This window comes from Novosphingobium sp. FG90 (assembly GCF_057808725.1).
The window spans coordinates 63484-83632 of sequence record NZ_JBMDIO010000024.1; the positions used below are offsets into that span (position 1 = coordinate 63484).

General features: G+C 67.0%; 19 protein-coding genes. 9 read left to right on the forward strand and 10 right to left on the reverse strand.

Going from position 1 to position 20149, the window contains the following annotated elements; translation table 11 throughout:
* Nucleotides 1-9 precede the first annotated feature (9 nt).
* The 4 genes from acpS to ruvX are packed head-to-tail and all read left to right on the forward strand — an operon-like array spanning nucleotide 10 to nucleotide 2949.
* Complete coding sequence (acpS, locus tag ACODRZ_RS18775; RefSeq protein ID WP_488971971.1) at nucleotides 10-414, forward strand: holo-ACP synthase; 405 nt, start codon at nucleotides 10-12, stop codon at nucleotides 412-414.
* A gap of 19 nt (nucleotides 415-433) precedes the next feature.
* The gene (gene lepB / locus ACODRZ_RS18780) at nucleotides 434-1354 is read left to right on the forward strand and encodes a signal peptidase I (protein WP_488971970.1); all 921 of its coding nucleotides are present in this window, start codon (nucleotides 434-436) and stop codon (nucleotides 1352-1354) included.
* A gap of 6 nt (nucleotides 1355-1360) precedes the next feature.
* Nucleotides 1361-2482 carry a DUF3089 domain-containing protein gene (locus tag ACODRZ_RS18785; protein ID WP_488971969.1) on the forward strand — a complete coding sequence of 374 codons (1122 nt, stop codon included), beginning with the start codon at nucleotides 1361-1363 and terminating at the stop codon, nucleotides 2480-2482.
* Nucleotides 2458-2949: a Holliday junction resolvase RuvX gene (gene ruvX / locus ACODRZ_RS18790; protein ID WP_488971968.1), complete on the forward strand. Its 492-nt coding sequence runs from the start codon at nucleotides 2458-2460 to the stop codon at nucleotides 2947-2949. The genes ACODRZ_RS18785 and ruvX overlap by 25 nt, the downstream gene beginning before the upstream one ends.
* A gap of 223 nt (nucleotides 2950-3172) precedes the next feature.
* Here ruvX and ACODRZ_RS18795 read toward each other — a convergent pair whose 3' ends face one another.
* Genes ACODRZ_RS18795 through argH form a run of 4 tightly spaced genes read right to left on the reverse strand, consistent with a single transcriptional unit; the run spans nucleotide 3173 to nucleotide 6888 of the window.
* On the reverse strand, nucleotides 3173-3949 hold the full coding sequence (locus tag ACODRZ_RS18795) for a precorrin-2 dehydrogenase/sirohydrochlorin ferrochelatase family protein (protein ID WP_488971967.1): 777 nt from the start codon (nucleotides 3947-3949) through the stop codon (nucleotides 3173-3175).
* 4 nt (nucleotides 3950-3953) lie between these two features.
* Nucleotides 3954-5213, reverse strand: coding sequence for a diaminopimelate decarboxylase (gene lysA / locus ACODRZ_RS18800; RefSeq protein WP_488971966.1), 1260 nt, complete (start codon nucleotides 5211-5213; stop codon nucleotides 3954-3956).
* A gap of 9 nt (nucleotides 5214-5222) precedes the next feature.
* Nucleotides 5223-5507: a hypothetical protein gene (locus ACODRZ_RS18805; protein ID WP_488971965.1), complete on the reverse strand. Its 285-nt coding sequence runs from the start codon at nucleotides 5505-5507 to the stop codon at nucleotides 5223-5225.
* A 7-nt stretch (nucleotides 5508-5514) separates the two neighbouring features.
* A complete protein-coding gene (gene argH, locus ACODRZ_RS18810) occupies nucleotides 5515-6888 on the reverse strand; it encodes an argininosuccinate lyase (RefSeq protein WP_488972024.1) in 1374 nt (457 codons plus the stop codon).
* A 19-nt stretch (nucleotides 6889-6907) separates the two neighbouring features.
* Between argH and ACODRZ_RS18815 the strand changes: the two genes are divergently transcribed.
* On the forward strand, nucleotides 6908-7510 hold the full coding sequence (locus tag ACODRZ_RS18815) for a TlpA family protein disulfide reductase (RefSeq protein ID WP_271180850.1): 603 nt from the start codon (nucleotides 6908-6910) through the stop codon (nucleotides 7508-7510).
* A 27-nt stretch (nucleotides 7511-7537) separates the two neighbouring features.
* On the opposite strand, the gene ACODRZ_RS18820 is transcribed toward ACODRZ_RS18815, so the two are convergent.
* The 6 genes from ACODRZ_RS18820 to ACODRZ_RS18845 all read right to left on the reverse strand — a co-directional run bounded on the left by ACODRZ_RS18820 (nucleotide 7538) and on the right by ACODRZ_RS18845 (nucleotide 13785).
* Nucleotides 7538-7963, reverse strand: coding sequence for a Rap1a/Tai family immunity protein (locus tag ACODRZ_RS18820; RefSeq protein ID WP_488971964.1), 426 nt, complete (start codon nucleotides 7961-7963; stop codon nucleotides 7538-7540).
* Nucleotides 7964-8020: 57 nt separating this feature from the next.
* Nucleotides 8021-8935, reverse strand: a complete 915-nt coding sequence (locus ACODRZ_RS18825) for a VOC family protein (RefSeq protein WP_488971963.1) — start codon at nucleotides 8933-8935, stop codon at nucleotides 8021-8023.
* A 128-nt stretch (nucleotides 8936-9063) separates the two neighbouring features.
* On the reverse strand, nucleotides 9064-10422 hold the full coding sequence (locus ACODRZ_RS18830) for an aromatic ring-hydroxylating oxygenase subunit alpha (protein WP_488971962.1): 1359 nt from the start codon (nucleotides 10420-10422) through the stop codon (nucleotides 9064-9066).
* A gap of 95 nt (nucleotides 10423-10517) precedes the next feature.
* The gene (locus ACODRZ_RS18835; RefSeq protein WP_488971961.1) at nucleotides 10518-11765 is read right to left on the reverse strand and encodes an MFS transporter; all 1248 of its coding nucleotides are present in this window, start codon (nucleotides 11763-11765) and stop codon (nucleotides 10518-10520) included.
* Nucleotide 11766: 1 nt separating this feature from the next.
* Entirely contained in the window at nucleotides 11767-12180 is a 414-nt protein-coding gene (locus tag ACODRZ_RS18840) for an EthD domain-containing protein (protein WP_488971960.1), read from the reverse strand.
* Between the two features lie 12 nt (nucleotides 12181-12192).
* Complete coding sequence (locus ACODRZ_RS18845; RefSeq protein ID WP_488971959.1) at nucleotides 12193-13785, reverse strand: SMP-30/gluconolactonase/LRE family protein; 1593 nt, start codon at nucleotides 13783-13785, stop codon at nucleotides 12193-12195.
* Between the two features lie 270 nt (nucleotides 13786-14055).
* Between ACODRZ_RS18845 and ACODRZ_RS18850 the strand changes: the two genes are divergently transcribed.
* From ACODRZ_RS18850 to ACODRZ_RS18865, 4 genes are all read left to right on the forward strand, one after another.
* Nucleotides 14056-14982: an SDR family NAD(P)-dependent oxidoreductase gene (locus tag ACODRZ_RS18850; protein WP_488971958.1), complete on the forward strand. Its 927-nt coding sequence runs from the start codon at nucleotides 14056-14058 to the stop codon at nucleotides 14980-14982.
* A gap of 80 nt (nucleotides 14983-15062) precedes the next feature.
* Nucleotides 15063-16907: a flavin-containing monooxygenase gene (locus ACODRZ_RS18855; protein WP_488971957.1), complete on the forward strand. Its 1845-nt coding sequence runs from the start codon at nucleotides 15063-15065 to the stop codon at nucleotides 16905-16907.
* 304 nt (nucleotides 16908-17211) lie between these two features.
* Nucleotides 17212-19611, forward strand: coding sequence for a DNA translocase FtsK (locus ACODRZ_RS18860; RefSeq protein WP_488971956.1), 2400 nt, complete (start codon nucleotides 17212-17214; stop codon nucleotides 19609-19611).
* Nucleotides 19608-20033 carry a hypothetical protein gene (locus tag ACODRZ_RS18865; protein WP_488971955.1) on the forward strand — a complete coding sequence of 142 codons (426 nt, stop codon included), beginning with the start codon at nucleotides 19608-19610 and terminating at the stop codon, nucleotides 20031-20033. The genes ACODRZ_RS18860 and ACODRZ_RS18865 overlap by 4 nt, the downstream gene beginning before the upstream one ends.
* Nucleotides 20034-20149 lie beyond the last annotated feature (116 nt).

Genomic DNA, 20149 nt, shown 5'->3' on the forward strand with positions numbered 1-20149 from the left:
AGCCCGGGCATGATCATCGGCCTCGGTTCGGACCTGTGCAACATCGAGCGAATCGCCAGTTCGCTTGAGCGCTACGGCGACCGCTTTCTGGGTCGCGTCTTCACCGAGGTGGAGCGCGCCAAGGCCGCCCGCCGCCCGCACACCATCGCGGGCACGCTGGCCAAGCGCTTCGCTGCCAAGGAGGCGTTTTCCAAGGCGGTCGGAACCGGGTTCAAGGCGGGCGTGTTCATGAAGGACATCGGCGTCGTCAACGCCCCCTCGGGCGCGCCGACGTTGGCGCTGACCGGCGGCGCGAAGGAACGGCTGAATTCCATGATCCCCGCAGGCCATGAAGCCGTGGTTCACCTGACACTCACGGACGACCACCCATGGGCGCAGGCCTTCGTGATCATCGAAGCACGCCCCCTCTCCTAATCGCCGAGTTTCCCCCCGCATGACCGAACAAATCGCCCGGCCCGAAGCTATCGAACAGGCAAAGCCGGCAAGGCAGCCTCGCACCACGAACTGGTGGCACGAATTGCGCGGCCTTTTCGTCATGCTGCTGGGCGTGCTGGCGTTTCATTCTCTGGTGGCCAAGCCGTTCTACATCCCCTCGATCTCGATGATGCCGGGGCTGCTGGTGGGGGACCGGCTGGTGGTGTCGAAGTATCCCTACGGCTGGAACTGGTCGTCGCTGAGCTTCCACCTGCTGCCGCGCTCGACCACGCGCATCCTCGGCTCCACGCCCGCGTACGGCGACATCGTCATCGTGGTGCCCGGCAACCGCAAGGCCGACCTCATCAAGCGCGTCGTCGCCCGTCCGGGAGACCGCATCGCCGTGATCGACGGCCGCATCCGCCTCAACGGCAAGTTCATCCCGCGCGAGATCGAGCCGCCGGTGCAGATCCCCGCCGACGACAAGCTGACCTGCGAAGGGCAGGAGCCGGGCCACTGCTACGACGGCTTCGAGCAATACCGCACCCGCCTGCCCTCCGGCCGCGAGGTCTACGAACTGCCGACCTACCGCGAGACGCTGCCCAACGGCGCCAGCTATCAGGTGATCGACTATATCGACCAGAGCCTCGACAACTACCCCGAGGTGACGATCCCGGAAGGCCACGTCTTCCTGATGGGCGATGACCGCGACCGTTCGGCGGACAGCCGCGCACCCTTCACCACCAACTGGCAGGGCCAGCCCGACGGCGGGCTCGGAGGTCCGGTGCCGCTCTCCGACATCGGCGGCCGGGCGGAGTTCATCACCTTCTCGCTCGACGGTTCGCAAAGCTGGAACCCGCTGACCTGGTGGAGTTCCATGCGCGAAGGCCGCGCCTTCACCAGCCTGCGCCCGCGCGTCGATCCGTCCAAGGCGTACTGACGGGGCATGGCGCGCAAGTTCCTCTACGTCATCGCGGGACTGACGGTAGCGGTGCTGGCGCTGATGCTGGCTTTGTGGTTCTGGTCCGAGGACCTGACCGAGATGGCCTTCGTGCCCAGCGTCTCCTTTGCCGAGCAACAGGCGCTGCCGCCCGAATCGTGGAACAACCCGGCGATGTGGGTCGCCCGGCCGGGCATGAAGGACGATCCCTCCTCGTGGCTCCCTCCCGGCATCGAGGCCCCCCAGACAAAACTCCCGGTCGCGGTCTTCTTCGTCCACCCAACCAGCTACATCGCACGTGACGCCTGGAACGCCGCGCTGGACGACACAGTCAGCCGCGACCGCGCGAACCTCTTCGTGCAGGGCATGGCTAGCCCGTTCAACGAAGGCGAAATCTGGGCGCCGCGCTACCGGCAGGCCGCCGTCGGCACCTTCCTGACCGCCAAGCCCGAGGCCGCGCAGGCAATCGACCTGGCCTACGCCGACGTGCTCGCCTCGTTCGAAATCTTCACCCGCAACCTCAAACCAGACCAGCCGATCGCGCTGGTGGGCCACAGCCAGGGCGCGTTCCTGCTGCGCCGCCTGATGCGCGATCGCATCGCCGGGACGCCGCTGGCGCAGCGCCTCGTCGGGGCATGGGTGATCGGCTGGCCGGTCTCGCTGGAGCATGACCTGCCAAAGATGGGCGTCCCCGCCTGCCAGCGCGCGGACGAGCCCGGCTGCATCGTCAGCTGGCTTTCGGTCGCCGACCCGGCGGATACCGCGATGCTGCTCAAGGCCTATGCCCGGCGCACCGGGCTTGACGCGCAGTCGGTGGCGGGCAGCGCGTTCCTGTGCACCAACCCGCTGACCGGCGTGCCGAACAGCGCCGCCGGGGCCGAGGCGAACCTCGGCACCCTCGTCCCCGACTTCAAGGCGCGCAGCGGGACCATGGCCGCGCAGATCGTTCCCGCGGCTTGCGGCCCCGACTACTTCCTCCACATCGGCCCGCCGCCCAAACTCGACCTTGGGGCCTACGTGCTGCCGGGCAACAACTATCACCTCTATGACGTGACCCTGTTCTGGGCGAACCTCAGGGCCGATTTCGAAAGGCGCACCCAAGCGTGGCTGGCGAAGCAGCAAAAGTGACCCCCACCACCAGTTCGCTGGAGTTCCGCGAGGCCCTGCCGAACAAGGGCGCGCTGCTCGGCCTCGACCTCGGCACGCAGACCATCGGCACCGCCTTCTGCGATGCCGGCTGGCGCATCGCCTCGCCCGGCAAGACGATCAAGCGCGGCAAGTTCGGGGCCGACAAGGCGCTGATGGAGGACCTGATCCGCGAACGTTCGATCAGGGGCATCGTCATCGGCTTGCCGCTCAACATGGACGGCTCCGAAGGCCCGCGCGCGCAGTCGAGCCGCGCCTATGCGCGCAACCTGTCGGTACTGGGCCTGCCGATCCTGCTATGGGACGAGCGCTGGTCCACCTCCAGCGCCGAACGCGGCCTCATCGAACAGGACATGAGCCGCGCCAAGCGCGCCACGCGGATCGATTCGGCGGCGGCGGCGGTGATCCTGCAGGGCGCCATCGATGCGCTGGCTGGGGGGCTGTTCTAGAAGGGCGCTGGACGGAATTGCCGCTAACACCCATTGCCGCCCGAACATCATCGTCGTCCCAGCGAAGGCTGGGACCGCTCTCGCCATCACGCTGCTTCTCGGCAAGGCCGGGATGGGGTTAGCAATGCCTTGCCGCGAGGGCTCATCATGGTCACAACGGTCCCAGCCTTCGCTGGGATGACGGTCTGAGCCTACCACCCAGACAGGACCTGCTGCCCCCTTTTCAACCGAGCGTCAGCACCACCGTCAGTCCTGCGCGCGGCGGGGCCTTGGGCAGAACATGCCGCTGTGCATCGGCGCGGGCGCGATCGAGGATCGCCTGCGGCACGCGCGGATCATGGATGACGACATCGGCAGCGCCCAGCAGGCGGGCCTGGCGGAGCGTCAGATCGTCGGGATCACCGCTGCGAAGGGTGATTTCCACCAGTTCGCCCTCGTCGGCGACAGCGTCCTTCACCCAGCCATCCACCCGCTCAGCGCTGCTCGCGACAAGCGGATCGAGTGTACCGCCCGCCGTCAGCGCCGCATCCAACGCACGGCGACGGTCGCCGGGTTCGGGAAAGCGTTCGCGCAGCCGCCCGCGTGCATTCTGCAAAGCAGAAGCGAGTGCGCCGAGCGATTGTGGCAGCAGCGTTTCCAGCCGCAACCGCAATTGCTTCGCAAGGCCAGCCGAGGCACCGCCCGTGCCTACCGCAATAAGCACCGGCGAACGGTCCAGGATCGAGGGCACCGTGAAATCGCAAAGGGCCGGGCGGTCGGTGGCGTTCACCAGCAGCCCCGCCCGGCGCGCTGCGGCGACGTCCGCCTCGGCCCGGGCGTCCTCTTCCTGCACGACGAAGGCCAACCGGGCACCTGCCGCGATGCCCTCGTCGAGGTTGCCGACCACCAGCCCGCCAGCGCGTTCGACCAGCCGCCGCTTGGCTTCGGCCGCCTCCCCCTCACCCAGCACCACGACCGGACAGCCAGCGATGCGATGAAACAGGGGAAGGCTTTCGATCATGCCGTCAGTCCAGCCAGTCCGGAACCTGCTCGGCGGCGAGGATCGTGGCAGGCTCGATGCGGTTGGCGACGAGCGCCCACTTGTCACCGTCCACCATAACCTCGGGCACCAGCGCGCGGCTGTTGTAGGTGTTCGCCATCGTCGCGCCATAGGCACCGGCGGTGCGGAACACGCCGAGGTCGCCCGCCTTCACCACGTCGATTTCGCGCGCCATGGCGAACGTGTCGGAGCTTTCGCAGATGGGGCCGACGATGTTCGCGGTCATCGTCTCGCCCGAGGGGTGCACGGCCGCAAAGTCGTGCCAGGCATCGTACATCGCCGGGCGGGCGAGGTCGTTCATCGCCGCATCGACGACGATCCACGGATTCGTGGTGCCCTGCTTGACGCGCACCACTTCCGTCACGAGCACGCCCGAGTTGCCGGTGATGACGCGGCCCGGCTCGAACATCAGCGTCACGCCCCAGTCGCCCGCGACTTCGGCCACCATGCGGCCGTAGTCGGCGGGCGTCGGCAGGTCGTCGGTCGCCTTGTAGGGCACGCCGAGGCCGCCGCCGAGGTCCATGTGCGTGACGGTCAGGCCCTGCGAACGCAGCGTTGCCATCAACGCGCCCATCTTGATGAACGCCTGGCGCGAGGGTTCGAGGTCGCTGATCTGGCTGCCGATGTGGACGGCAAGGCCGCGCATCTCCAGCCCCGGCAGCGCCGAAAGGCGGGCATAGATACCGGCCGCGCGGTCATAGGCGACGCCGAACTTGTTCTCGGCCTTGCCCGTCGAGATCTTCGCATGTGTGCGCGCATCGACGTCCGGATTGACGCGAAGGGTGCAGGTCGCCTTGGCGCCCAGTTCCGCCGCGATCTCCGAGAGTTCGACGCCCTCTTCCTCGCTTTCGAGATTGAACTGGCCGATCCCGGCGCGCACGGCGGCGGCCAGTTCGGCGCGGGTCTTGCCTACGCCGGAGAAAACGACGTCCTGCGCCTTCATGCCCGCTGCCAGCGCGCGGTTCATCTCGCCCTCGGAGACGACGTCGGCGCCGTAGCCTTCCTTCGCCAGCAGGCGCAGGACGGCAAGGTTCGGGTTGGACTTCACCGCGAAGGCGATGTGGATGCTGGGCAGCGCCGAAAGCGCCTCGCGGAACACCTTCGCATGGCGCGAGAGCGTAGCGCGCGAATAGACGTAGACCGGGGTGCCGACTTCGCGGGCGATATCGGCCAGCGGCACCTGTTCGGCGTTCATCGCGCCGTCTGTAATTGCAAAATGATCCATGGAATTTTCTTACTCGGGCTGGCCGGATGCGGCTGTAGTCGGGTCGGGCTGCGGGGCTTCGGGCGGCGGCAGGTCGAACGGGTCGTCCTGGCGTTCCTCGGAGCGGGTCCGCAGCTCGACGCTGCGCTCGGGGATGGCGATGGTCGGCGTGGTGAGAAGTTCCGAGGCCGCCGGTTTGTCCGCCCGGCCATAAGGCGCGGGCGGCATCTGCTGCCCCGGTTTCAGGCCGAGCGCCGATTTCTGCCCGCACGCGGCAAGGCTGAGGAGCACCAGAACAACAGCGGCCTTCTTCATCAACCTACTACTCCAGACCAAGCGAAACGCGGGCATCCGCCACGCGCAGGCGCACTTGCTCGGGCGCGGTGCCGCCGTGCGAGCACCGCGCGGCGACCGAAGCCTCGACCGAGAGCGCGTTGAATACGCGCTCGTCGATGCGACTGTCGATGGCCTTGAGGTCTTCGAGCGGCAATTGATCGAGAGGCACCCCGCGCTGCTCGGCCAGCTTGACCGCCGCGCCGGTGATATGGTGCGCCTCGCGGAAGGGAATGTCGGCCTGACGCACCAGCCAGTCGGCCAGATCGGTCGCGGTGGCGAAGCCCAGTTCGGCGGCGGCGCGCATGCGGTCGGTCTTGAAGCGGGTGTCGGCGACCATGCCGGTCATCGCCGCGATCGACAGCGCCAGCAGGCCCGCCGCCTCGAACACCGGCGGCTTGTCGTCCTGCATATCCTTCGAATAGGCGAGCGGCAGGCCTTTCATCGTCATCATCAGCGACATCAGGCAGCCGGAGATGCGGCCCGAGTGGCCGCGCACCAGCTCGGCCGCGTCCGGGTTCTTCTTCTGCGGCATGATCGAGCTGCCGGTGGACAGAGCATCGGGCAGCGCCACGAAGCCGAAGGGCTGGCTGGCCCAGATGATGAACTCCTCGGCCAGACGCGAAAGGTGCAGCGAGCACTGGCTGGCGGCCATCAGGTAATCGAGCGCGAAGTCGCGGTCGGACACCGAATCGAGGCTGTTGTCGGTTGGGCCGTCGAAGCCCAGCGCCTGCGCGGTCATCAGGCGGTCGATCGGGAAGCCGGTGCCGGCCAGCGCCGCCGAACCCAGCGGGCTGCGGTTCATGCGCTTCCTCGCATCGGCGAAACGCGAACGGTCGCGGCCGATCATCTCGTAGTAAGCCATCAGGTGATGGCCGAGCGTCACTGGCTGCGCGGTCTGCAGGTGCGTGAAGCCGGGCATGATGCTGTCGGCATGTTCGCCGGCGCGGGTGACCAGCGCAACCTGCAGCGCCTGCAAGCCCGCATCGGCCTGGTCCATCGCATCGCGCACCCAAAGGCGGAAGTCGGTGGCGACCTGATCATTGCGCGATCGCGCGGTGTGGAGGCGCCCGGCCGCCGGACCGATGAGCTGCGCGAGGCGCGACTCGGTGGTCATGTGGATGTCCTCGAGGTCCCAGTCCTCGGGTACGCCATCGGCTTCGTACTCGGCGGCGACGGCGTCGAGGCCGTCGCGGATGGTCACCGCGTCGGCGTCCGAAACGATGCCGCAGGCGCCCAGCATCGCGACGTGGGCCTTGCTGGCGGCGATGTCCTGACGCCACAATGCCTTGTCGAAGGGAATCGAGGCGTTTATCTCGCGCATGATTGCCGACGGTCCCTGTGCGAACCGTCCGCCCCACATTGCATTGGAGCCTGTCGCCTTGCTGTCTTCCCGTTCGCTCAAGTCGCTCGTCCTGTGTTCGCTGGCCGGGGCCTCGGCCCTCGTGATTGCGGGCTGCGATAGTAAAGGGAACAAGGACGCGCAACCGGCGGCTTCCGAAGAAGCGAAACAGGCCGGCCCGGCACAGGCGCCGGAAGCAGGCGGCAAACTCGATCGCTCGCACAAGGGCGAGCCGATGCCGACCGTCAGCCTGGTAGACAACACCGGCGAAAGCCTCGACCTCTCCTCGTTCAAGGGCAAGCCGCTGCTGGTCAACCTGTGGGCCACGTGGTGCGCACCGTGCATCGCGGAAATGCCCACGCTCAACAAGCTGATCGACCGCGAAGGCGAACTGGGCGTGACGATCCTGCCGATCTCGCAGGACATGGGCCAGACCGACAAGGTCGTCGAGATCCTGCGTCGCCGCGAACTCGAGCAGATCCAGCCCTGGGTGGACGAGCAGGGCGACCTCGGCTTCCAGTACGGGGGCAACCTGCCGGTCACCATCATGTTCGACAGGCAGGGCAAGGAAGTGTGGCGCTATACCGGCGGCAACGACTGGACCTCGCCCGAGGCGCTCAAGCTGATCGCCGAAGCGAAGTAAAACCGGGACCGCAGCGCCGGCCCGCTGCTACCTTTTCTTCTTCGTCGCCTTCTTCTTGGTCTTGGCCGGCGTCGCGGGCTTGCTGGCACAGGGCCATTGCGTGCGCGTCGCCGCGAAGACGAGATCCGACGCGGATTCGCTGCGCTTGTCCGGGTTATCGGAAAGATAGGCCACCGTCGCACGGCGCAACTCGGCGATCGTCACATCCCCGGGGATGCAGGTCTTCGCCGTGCTGGTCCGACGAACCGTGTTGAACGCATCGACGGCGCCGGTGATATAGGCGATGCATTCGTAGGTGTTCTCTACATACGTGTTGCTGCCGCGATCAGCGGTGCAGACCTTGTAGAGTTCGTTGCCGGTATAGAAGCTGGCGTCGGCGGCGACGGGAAGCAGCCCCAGCGGCGCCGCCACGGCCAGGCAGGCCAGCCTGGTCACCAGATGTGCAGATGGCATTCTCACGTGTCTCCAACAGGCACGCCGGACATTCGGTCCGAATGCCGCGCCCGTCAATCAACTCGGCGGCAGGGAGAATGTGCCCAGCTTCGATCCGACCGGAGGATAGCCCGGCGGGATTTGGCCGGTAAGCCAGATCAGCCGCCCGTGCGCCGCATCGGGGTGGATGGCGAAACGGTCCTCCACCTCGCCGATCAGCGGCAGGCCCCGGCTCCGCAGCCGGGCCGCCGCCGCTGCCGCATCGCGAACCTTGAAGACGAGATGGCAGATGCCCTTCACCTCGGCAGCATGACGCGCGGCGGATGAACCGGGTGCGCCTTCCAGCGCCTCGATCACGGTGTCGCCCATGGCAAAGGCAGCGCAGCGCCCTTCGGGCAGGTCGCGTTCGCCGATCGCGGGCCATTCGAGCCCGTCCCCGAACAGAGCCCGCGCCTCGGCCAGCGAGGGGGTGCTGACACCGACCGCCTGCAGCCCCTCGATACCGAGCGGATGATCTCCGGAAGGACGCCATGCCGGATCGCGGCGCGGATCGTTCGGCATGTCCTGCTTCACGATCTCCAGCCGCATTCCCAGCATCTGGCCCTTCGGCACGAGGAAATAGTGCGCTTCCATTCCGGGATCGTAGAACCGCTTGAAGCCGCACGCGGCGAACCACGCATCCGCCTTGCCGAGATCGGCCACCTTGAGCGCCAGCCCGATCCAGCGCTCCGGCGCCGCCGAACGGCGCAGCATGTCGCCCAGCGGGTTGCCTTCCACCGTGCCGGGACCAGCGGGCGCGATCGGGATGACCATGGTGTCGCCGATCATCAGCAGCGATTCCTCACGGTCGAGACCGAGCTTTTCCGTCTCCGGCGTGACGAGTATCTCGTAAGCGGTCTGCGCACCGAACACCTCCCGGAAGAAGGCGTCGCAGGCGGGACGCTGTGCGTTGTCGGCCAGCGCCCAGCTTACATGGACCAGGGGGAACTGCATGAGGTCTTTCCGCTATGCCAATGGGGCTTTGACAAGCTCAGCCTGAGCGGGATTGGAAGGTTTGCACTACCCCCGCCGCTTACCCTGAGCTCGTCGAAGGGTCACGGCTGAGCCTGTCTAAGCCCCCCTCAGTACGTCTTCGGCGCGCCCGTCCCCATGAACTTCGCGAGGTTCATATGCAGCGAGGCGACCGAGCGCTCCATGTAGGGATTGGGCTGCGCACCCCGGAAGCCGACGTTCTTCATCCCCTGCTGCACCGCCGCCATGTTGGCGAAGTCCTGCTGAAGCACCGGCGGCCAGTCGGCGGGCTCGGTGTATTCCCAGTCGGTCTGCGGCGCCTCCCCTTCCGGCCAGAGTTCGTAGACCGCCGCCTCGAAGATGCACTTGTCGGGATCGGTGCCATAGGGCCGCGCCTGATAGCAGAGCATGTTGTTGACCGCGTGGCCGATCTGGAAGTTCGGGAAGATCTGCCAGGCCGTGCCCGCCTGCGCCGTATGGAGCGGATCGACCTGCGCCCAGACGACGCCGCGCGCTGCGTCCTCGGCCTTGGCGGTCTGGATCCAGTACTTCGAGACTTCGGCCGCCGGCGTGCCCTCGGGCAGTTCGTCCTTGAGCCGGTTCGCCACGCCCACCAGCGTCATCGTGGTGTTGGTGTTGGCGTTGGCCCAGGTGAAGTTCTGCATGTCCGCCGTGGTCAGGCGCGGGTCCTCGCCCGCGCCGAGGCGCAGCTTGCCGGAGTCCTCCTCCTGCCCCTTGGGAGCCTCGTAGCCGATGTTGGAATGCAGGCCCTGATTGCGCGCCCAGCCCCGGAACTGGCCGAATTCCATGAATTCCGGATGCGTGGTGGAGACGTGGTAGGTCTCGCAGAAAGCCTCCATCGCGACCTTCCAGTTACACTCGAACACCACCCACTTGCGCCAGCGCGGGCGCATGTTCTGGAGGCCGTAGGGATCGAGCATGGTCGCGGCAGGATTGAGATAGTCCGCCAGCGGCATCGCCTCGGGATCGAGGGTGATCCAGAGCCAGCCGCCCCACGTCTCCACCCGCACCTTGCCGAGATCGGCACGGCCGGCGCACAAGTGCCCCTGCCAGTCGTCCTGATGCTCGACATACGTGTTCGCGCCGTCGAGGCCGAAGGTCCAGCCGTGGTAGCCGCAGATCAGCGTCCGCCGGTTGCCGCGTGCGTTGCGCTGGCCGGGCGGCACGTCGACCAGCTTGCGTCCCCGATGCGGGCAGACGTTGTGAAAAGCGTGGATCTCGTCCGCCGAGGCGCGCACGATGATCACTGAATCGTGGACGATGTCGAAGGTGATGAAATCACCCACCTCGGGGATGTCCTCCACCCGCCCGGCCTGCAGCCAGACCTTGCGCCACAGCTTGTCCACCTCGGCGCGCGCGTATTCGAGGGAGACGTAAGCCTCGGCTGGCACATTGACCGGGGCGACCAGTTCCTCGGGCGCCTGAACGATCTTGCCGATTTCGCCCATGGATATCCTCGTTCCTGCTTGTTCGGGTTTGCGGCCGTTATCTCATTATCGGTATGCGGGAGCAAACCGCCGGGGCGTTCCTTGAGCGCGGCCCTTCAGTGCGCGGCATATGCCGCCTGGCCCCTCGGCAGCGTCCCGATGGCGACGCTGCTCGCGGCCATGAAAGCCAGCGCCAGCCACAGGAACCCCGCGTAACTGCCGGTCCGATCGTAGAACTGCGCCGCCACGAGCGGCCCGATCGCCGTGCCGATCGACAGCGCCGCCAGCAGGCCGCCATAGAGCCCGCCGAAGTTGCGCAGGCCGAAGTGCCGGGTCAGCAGGTAGACGACGACGTCGATCTCGGCCCCCAGAGTAAGCCCGATCAGCGCCGAAGCCGTGCCCATCGCGGCCAGCGAGCCGCCGCCGAGCAGGAGCAGCAGGCATCCCAGCACCGGCAGCATGAACACCGCCGCGCCGACCAGCGAGGCCGGCAGCCGGTCGAGCAGCGCTCCCGTCCCCAGTCTTCCGGCGAGCGAGAACCAGCCTACGAACGAGGCGATGGCGGCAGCCGTCATCGGGCTCGCCCCCGCATCGCCGAGGATCGCGGTGAAGTGGACCACCAGGGCGATCACGGTGAACGTGAACAGCAGGCTGGCGATGAACAGGCGATGGTAGACGCTCGAGGTCAGTCCCTCGCGCAAGGTCGCTCCGGGAAGGTCGGCGGGGCACGAAACGGCGTCCTCTGCAGTCTGCTTGCGGCCACGGTCGTACCGGCCATGGAAAAACACGAAGATCACCGGGAATGCGATGCCCAGCCAGATGGCGGCCTGCACCGGAAATGCCCCTCTCCAGCCAAGCGCACCGATCAGGGCCGTCGCCATCGGCGGGAACACCCCCGCCGCGATCGATGCCCCGCACAAGGTCACCGCGAAGGCCATGCCCCGCGACACGGTGAAGCGCGAAGCGACCGCGCTCGTCCACACAGAAGCCTGCACCGGCAAGGCGGCAAGCGCGACGAGGCCCCAGAGCAGATACCAGTTCAGCAGCGATCCGTCGGCCGTACCCAGCAGGGCGAAGGCGATTCCCAGCAGCACCAGCCCGGCAACCCCGAACCGGCGCGGGCCGAACCGATCGACGGCAAGGCCGATGAACACCCCGCCCACCGCCTGCACCAGCGTCGCCAGCGTCAGGCCGAAAGTGACTTCGGTGCGGCTCCAGCCGAACTCGGTGGCGACGGGACCGTAGAACGGGCCGATGCCGTAGATGTGGATGACGCTGGTGGCATAACCGAGCCCCGCCGCCACCGGCAGCAGCGGATGCGCGCGCCATTCGTCGCGGGCGGATGGGGAAGCGGGGGCGTGCACCTCAGTTCTCGTACCGCAAGTCCACATGCGTGTTCTCGCCGTTCGGCCCCATCGGCGAATCGTACTCGATGCACGTCACCACCGGGTTGTCATGGCTCGCGAACAGCTTCTCCTCGTCCGCCCGGGTCATCGGCAGGCGCTCGGGCGCGGAAATGATCGCCTGAGAGCGTTCGAAATCCTCTCGGCTGTTCCACCAGATTTCCATGATACAGTCGTAGCCCGGATCGTGGATCTGGCCGGTGATGGGGTTCTTCTCAGGCACCAGATAGCGCCGCACATAGCGCACCGCGTTCGGGATCGCGGGCTTGGCGCCGGACTTCTTCGCCAGCTGCGAATGCTGGTTCTCGTAGTAGTCCATGAACTCGTCCATGGTCATGTCGGGTCGCTTGCGGAAGAAGCAGATCTGCTTGAGCATCGACAGAACTCCTTAGAGACGGCGGAAGGCGACGACGCTGCCCTCGGCGTCGGCGGAGAGATAGACGGTGCCGTCGGGCGCCACGGCGACGCCGGTGAACGTGTTCATCGGCCCGCACATGTCGCCAACCCCGCCAAGCTGCACCGGCTGCAGCCCGCCCGGCCCGCCCATCGGCAACTCGCTGGCGACAACCTCCCGTGCGCCGCCCGACAGGTCGCTGGCGACGAGGGCATTGGCGCCCGGATCGGCGATGAACAGCGTAGCCCCCGCGATCGTCAGCCCCTCGGGCCGTGCGAGGCCGTCGAGCACCACCTCCTTGCGCCCGCCCGCCAGCTTTACCACCCGCCCCGCGCCGCTCTCGGCCACGTAGACGGTTCCATCGCCGGACACCGCCACACCCATCGGCCGATCGAGACCGCCGGCGAGTTCGCTGACGTTGCCGCCTTCGATCGCGTGCACCCTGCCGGTGCCGAACTCGGCGAACACGGCGCCGCCGGATGTGGCCGCGACACCCATCAGGCGGTCATGGCCGCTCGCCAGAACCTCGCTGGTGGCCGCCGCCGGGTTCCAGCGGGCCACATCGCCGTTGGCGGTGGTGACGATCCATTCGTCCGGACCGCTTGCCGTCACGTCGCGCACCCAGCCCGGGAACCCGGGCGAGAACAACATCCCCGCCAGTTGCAGCGGTTCGCCGGGACGCAGCAGGTACGTGAAGCCACCGTCCGCAACCAGGACGTGCCCGTGCTCGTCCACCGCAAGGCCGAGCGGCCATTGCAGCCCCTTCTCCACCAGCGGCCTGGTCTGCCCCGGCGCGGTGATCTCGGTAATCGAGCCGTTGATGTGGCTGACAAACGTTCGTCCGTTCACGAAGGCGACGTTGTCGAGCCCCGGCCCGATGTCGGCCAGTACCGTCTTCGCGCCGGTGCGCGGATCGATCTTGAGCACCTGCCCCGAATAGACCTGGGTGGAAATGATCGAGCCGTCGGGATGGAACTTCACCGAATCCGGCACGCCGAGGTCCTTCGCCACCACTTCCGGCTCGCCGCCGTCGAGGGAGATGCGCCAGATCTCGTTCGCGCCCTGCGCCGGGAAGTAGAGATTGCCGTCCGGGCCGACCTCGAAGGCATTGGCCATCGGCACCCCCTCGAAGATCACGCGCGGCGCGCCGCCATCGCGGTCGAGTTCCATGATGCGCCCGCCGATGCGCAGCTCGCCCGCGATCAGGCGGCCCTGATGATACGTGATCGGGTTCGCCACCGGCATGTCGCCGTGGATCACCCGGTACTGCCCCGAGGGCGTCATCATCGAGACGCGCCCCTCGGTGATCTCGGTGCAGTAGAGGTTGCCCGCCTCGTCGAAGGCAAGGTCGTCCGGACCGACGATACCGCCGCCATTGGGAGAGATCGTCTCGATCGCGCCAGTATCGACGTCGATCGCGCTGACCTTGCTGCCCGCGACCTGCGCCACGTAAATACGACCGTCCGCACCGGTGCGGATGCCGTTGGCACCGTTGAGGCGACTGGCCGGGGTCATGCGGTGCAGGCCCCAGCCCTCGCCCGGCTTGGCGGTCAGTCCATTGGCGTTGCGGCCGGCGGCTTCCAGCATGTATACATTCCTCTCCCCCAGCCCAAGGCCGGGTCTTTGGCTGGACGGTATAGGCGGGCGCGGGCCGGTGCAACGCGATGTGCCCGCGCCGACAGGACCTGGCGCATAGCATCGCCCGAGCGACGCGCCCGGCGTTGCCAAGCCCCTCCGCGTGCAGATATTCGTCCGCCTGACCGATAACCAATTGAGACGCGCCCACCCGGAACGCCGAGCCCCGAACGCCGCCGTTTTTCCGGCGCGGGTGCGCGCCCGAGAGAGGACGCCTGCATCATGTCCAACCCTGAAATGCGTTTCGACGGCCGTGTTGCCGTGGTCACCGGCGGCGGCCGGGGCCTTGGCCGCTCCTATGCGCTCCTGCTGGCCGCGCGCGGCTGCAAGGTTGTCGTCAACGACCTGGGCGGAGCGATCCGCGGGGATGGACCGGATACAAGCGTCGCGCAAAGTGTGGTGGACGAGATCGTCGCGGCGGGCGGCGAGGCGATCGCCAATGCCGATACCGTCGCCACCCCTGAAGGCGGCCGCGCCATCATCCAGGCCGCGCTCGACGCATGGGGCCGCATCGACGTGCTGATCCACAACGCGGGCAACGTGCGCTACGGATCGATCCGCGACATCCCCTATGAAGATTTCCGCGCCGTGGTGGACGTCCACCTGCTCGGCGCGTTCCATGTCGTGCAGGCCGCGTTCGGCCCGATGTGCGACGCGAACTACGGCCGCATCGTGCTGACCAGCTCGATCGGCGGCGTCTACGGCAACGTCAACTGCGTGAACTACGGCATGTCGAAGTCCGGCATGATCGGCCTCAACAACATCGCCGCGCTCGAAGGTGAGGCGCATGACGTCAAGTGCAACACCATAGTGCCCGGCGCCGTCACCCGCATGGCCGAAGGCCTCGACATCTCGCAGTACCCGCCGATGGACCCGGAACTGGTCGCGCCCGTCGTCGGCTGGCTGTGCCATGAAAGCTGCTCCGTCTCGGGCGAACTGGTCGCCTCGATGGCGGGCCGCGTCTCGCGCATGTTCGTGGCGGAAACCAAGGGCGTCTTCCGGCCGCAATGGACGATCGAGGACGTCGCCGCCACCTCGGACGGCTGGCACGACAAGGCTGGCCTGCTCGACCTCGGCCTGCACGGCTACATGGAGCATCTGGGCTACAGCTTCGCCGTGGCGCGTTCTGAAACCGCGGACGCCTCTTAATCAACAACACTGTTGACATAAATTTACGTGAGAGACACAGCCACTCACAAGATCAGCGCCTCGAACGAATGGGATTGGAAATGACCTGCCTCAAGACCGACGTGCCTGCGCCGGAGGAACTCGACATCCCCGCGCTCAAGGCCAAGTACCTGGCCGAACGCGACAAGCGCCTGCGCCGCGAGGGCGGCGAGCAGTACGTGCGCCCGACCGGCGACTTTTCCGACAACTATGCACATGATCCCTTCACCCCGGTCGCCGAGCGTGCGCCGCTGGTCGAGGACATCGACGTAGCGATCCTGGGCGCCGGGTTCTCGGGCATCCTGGCGGGCTATCACTTGCGCAAGCAGGGTGTGACCAACGTTCGCAACATCGACCATGCGGGCGGCTTCGGCGGTGTGTGGTACTGGAACCGCTATCCCGGCGTGCAGTGCGACAACGATGCCTACTGTTATTTGCCGCTGCTCGAAGAGACGGGCTACATGCCCAGCAAGAAGTTCTCCGACGGCTGGGAAATCCAGGCATATTGTCAGAAGATGGCCGAGGATTTCGAGCTGGCCGACAAGGCGCTGTTCCACACGCTTGTGGAAGGCATCGTCTGGGACGAATCCATCAAGCGCTGGCATGTAAAGACCAATCGCGGCGACGACATCCGGGCGCGCTTCGTGGTCATGGCGGGCGGGGTGATGAACATGCCCAAGCTGCCCGGCATCCCCGGCATCCACGACTTCAAAGGCAAGATGTTCCACACCAGCCGCTGGGAGCATGACTACAGCGGCGGTTCGTGGGAACAGCCGGTTCTGGACAAGCTGAAGGACAAGCGCGTGGCCATCGTCGGCACCGGCGCCACTGCGGTTCAGGCGGTGCCCTACCTCGGCAAGTACGCGAAGCAGCTCTACGTCCTGCAGCGCACGCCTTCGAACATCGACGAGCGGCCCAATCCGCCGACCGATCCCGACTGGGCGGCCTCGCTCCAGCCCGGCTGGCAGCAGGAGCGCATGGCGAACTTCCACCGGGGCGCGCAGGCGTTCTTCCTGCCCGGCGAACCCGACCAGATCTGCGACATCTGGACCGAGATCAGCCGCAACCTGAACCTCGAACTGGAGGCGGACGGCTTCCCCCAGCTCGACATCGGGCAGATCATGGCGCGGCGCGACGTAGTCGACTATCAGGTGATGGAACGCCTGCGCCGCCGCGTCGATGCCATCGTCGAGGACCCGGAAACGGCGGAAAGCCTCAAGCCGTGGTTCCGTTTCATGTGCAAGCGGCCGCTCTCGAACAACGACTACTACCCCACCTTCAACCAGCCCAACGTCAAGCTGATCGACGTCTCCGCCACGCAAGGGGTGGAGCGCATGACCGAGAAAGGCTTCGTCGCCGATGGCGTGGAATACGAGGTGGACCTGATGATCTTCGCCTCGGGCTTCGAGGTGACGTCGGACCTGAAACGCCGCTGGGGTATCGCCACGGTCGAGGGCGAGAACGGGTTGTCGATCTACGACCACTGGGAGAACGGCCCGGCCACGCTCCACGGCGTCACCACCGACAAGTTCCCCGGCATGTTCTACATGGGCTACATCCAGGGCGCGACCAACTCCAGCACCACCGAGCAGTTCGGGCGTCAGGCGGAACACCTCGCCTTCATGATCGGCGAGACGGTGCGGCGCGGGGCCGACAAGTTCTGCGCCACGGCAGAGGGTGTCGCCGGTTACGTCGCGCACTGCCGCGCCAACGAGGTCGACATGTCCGAGTTCCAGCAGGGCTGCACGCCGAGCTACTTCAACAACGAGGGCGACAAGGAACTGAAGTGGGCGCTGTTCAAGGGCTACCTCCCCGGCTGGGACGCCTGGCGCGACATGCTCGCGGACTGGCGCCGGTCGCCCGACCTGCCGGGCGTGGCCTTCGAGGCGCGAGAGGCGGTGAATTGAGGTGAGGGATGGGAAGAGGCGGATGCGTTCTCCTCCCACACCCCGTCACCCTGAACTTGTTTCAGGGTCCATCGTGCCGCGAACGCAGAGCGAGGACCGGCAAACCGCCCCGTCGGCTGGCGGTACAATCCATCGGCTCAAACCGCGAAATGGACCCTGAAACAAGTTCAGGGTGACGAAAAGGAAGAACAAGGCACTAATCCGACTCTCCCACCGGCCTCCACAGCCCTGTTCCCGGTCCATTCTTGACGCGGAGTCCCCCGCGAACGCATAATCGCCCCCGGAAACCCCGAGGGAAATTTTAATGGCCACCCGCCCCATCGCGCCCGGTCGGCGTATCGCCAAGCCGGACTGGCGCGCCGTCCTCAAGCGCTCGCTGCGCCGTGCCGGAGAGCTGTCCGGCGCGCTGGTGCTCTTTGCGGGCATGGTGTTCCTCGCCCTCGCGCTGGTGAGCTACCACCAGACCGACCCCTCCACCTCCACCGCCGCAGGCGGCGACGTGCAGAACTGGATGGGCTCCACCGGCGCCTGGACGGCCGAGCGCGCGCTGTTCCTGTTCGGCCCGGTGTCCGCGCTGTTCGTGCCGCTGCTCTACGTCTTCGGCCGCAAGCTGTGGCTGCTGGTCGAGGAGGACGACGGCGAGGTCGAACATACCGACCAGCGCTGGTGGGTGCCGGTCGGCGTGCTGGCGCTGTCGATGCTGCTGATCGCCACGGTTCTCTCGCTATGGTTCACCAAGCCGGGCGGTACCCTGCCCGCCTCGATGGGCGGCATTTCCGGGCTGCTGGGCGCCAAGGCGATCACCGCGCTGGCGGGCCTTGCGCCCGAGGCGGCGCATGGCGGGATCAAGTTCGCTCTGGCCGTGATCTGCCTCGGCCTCGGCCTCGTGCTGGCGGGCCGCGTCTTCGCCTTCGACTGGGCGCGCCTGCTGACCTTGCCAGGCCGCATCGGCCGCCTCCCGATCAGCCTCCCGTCCGCCGAAGACCTGCCGTTCAAGCCCGGCAAGGAACGGGAGACCAAGGCCGAGCGTGCGGACAAGCCGGAGAAGGCCGAAGCCCCGCTGCGCGCCGCCGAGATGCCTGCTGCTGCCTCTGCGCCTGCCCGCAAGGCACCCGAAATCAGCGCCCCCAAGGCCGCGCCGATCCCCGCGCAGTTCGGTTCGGACAGCCGCCAGAAGGACATGTTCGACAAATACGAGTTGCCTAGCCTCGACCTCCTGGCCGACCCGGCACCGAACTCGCAGCCCAAGATCGACAAGCTCAGCCTCGAACGCAACGCGCGCCTGCTGGAAACGGTGCTCGACGACTTCAACGTCAAGGGCGAGATCACCGCCGTGCGCACCGGCCCGGTCGTCACCATGTACGAACTCGAGCCCGCGCCCGGCATCAAGGCCAGCCGCGTCATCGGTCTGGCCGACGACATCGCCCGCAACATGTCGGCGATCTCGGCCCGCGTCTCCTCGATCCCCGGCCGTACGGTCATGGGCATCGAACTGCCCAACGCCAACCGCCAGATGGTCTCCTTCAAGGAGATGGTCGCCTCCGAAGCCTTCGCGCACCACAAGGGCATGCTGCCGATCATCCTGGGCAAGGACATCGCCGGCGAGCCGGTCGTCGCCGACCTCGCGACGATGCCACACCTGCTGGTCGCGGGTACGACGGGTTCGGGTAAGTCGGTCGGCCTCAACGCGATCCTGCTGTCGCTGCTGTACCGCCTGACGCCCGCGCAGTGCCGCCTGATTCTCGTCGATCCCAAGGTTCTCGAACTCAAGAGCTACGACGATATTCCGCACCTGCTCTCGCCGGTGGTCACCGAGCCGCCCAAGGCGATCCGCGCGCTCAAGTGGGCGGTCGAGGAGATGGAGCGCCGCTATCGCCAGATGAGCGAGATTTCGGTTCGCAACCTCGCCAGCTTCAACGAAAAGGTCCGCACCGCCGCCGCCAAGGGCAAGCCGCTGGGCCGCCGCATCCAGATCGGCTTCGACCCCGAGACGGGCGAGGAACTCTATGAAGACCGCCAGCTCGACTACGAGGCGCTGCCGCAGATCGTCCTGATCGTCGACGAGCTTGCCGACCTCATGGTCACCGTCGGCAAGGAAATCGAAGTGCTGATCCAGCGCCTTTCGCAAAAGAGCCGCGCGGCGGGCATCCACCTGATCATGGCGACGCAGCGCCCCTCGGTCGACGTCATCACCGGCGTCATCAAGGCCAACCTGCCGACCCGCGTGTCCTTCGCCGTCACCAGCCGTATCGACAGCCGCACGATCCTTGGCGAACAGGGCGCGGAGCAGCTGCTGGGCAAGGGCGACATGCTCTACAAGCCCAGCTCCGACCCCATCAAGCGCGTCCACGGCCCCTTCGTCTCGGACGAGGAAGTCGAGCAGGTCGCGACGTACTGGCGCTCGCAGGGCAAGCCCGACTACGTGGACGCCGTCACCAACGAGCCCGAGGAAGGCAGCTTCGGCTTCGACGACCTCGACGCGACGGCCTCCGACCAGCCCGACGAGCGCAAGTACCGGCAGGTCTGCCAGCTGGTGTTCGAGAACCAGAAGGTCTCGGTCTCTTGGCTCCAGCGCCAGATGGGCGTGGGCTACAACACCGCCGCCAAGTGGGTCGAGCGCATGGAGCAGGACGGCTACGTCGGCCCCGCCAATCACGTCGGCCGCCGCGACATCTACCGCGACGAGAACGGAAGCCCGCTTTGAGGCTGGCCATCGCGCTGGTGCTGGCGGGTGCTCCGGTGGCGGCCATCGCGGCGACGTCCACGCTTACCGCGACCTCGGGCAACTGGGTGCGCGTGTTCAGGCAGGAGGTCGAGACCGCCGTGGGCCGCAGCGTCCGCATCGATACCGCGAGCATGAGGGCGGGCGGGCTCGGCCGCACCTTCCGCGAACTGGATGTACTGACCAGGGCGCAAGGCCAGATGCCGCGCGGCACCATGCAGTTCATGCTGCGCAGCATGAACTGCGCCGCCGGGACCACGCGGGTGGAGCAATGGCAGGTACTCAATCCGGGCGGCGCGGCGCTGGGCGGCTCGGCAACGCCGGGCGCGACGCAGCGGGTGCGCTGGGACAATGAGGACGGCCTCGTCATCCGATACGTGTGTCAGGGCATATTGCCGCGGTGACACGGTTGCGCGCGGCAGGGGCTTCGACAGGCTCAGCCTGAGCTGATTAGAGAGGCAGGTCTTTAACAGGTTGCGGAAAAAGGTTCTTTCCTTGAGCCGCTTGAGGTGATTCAGAC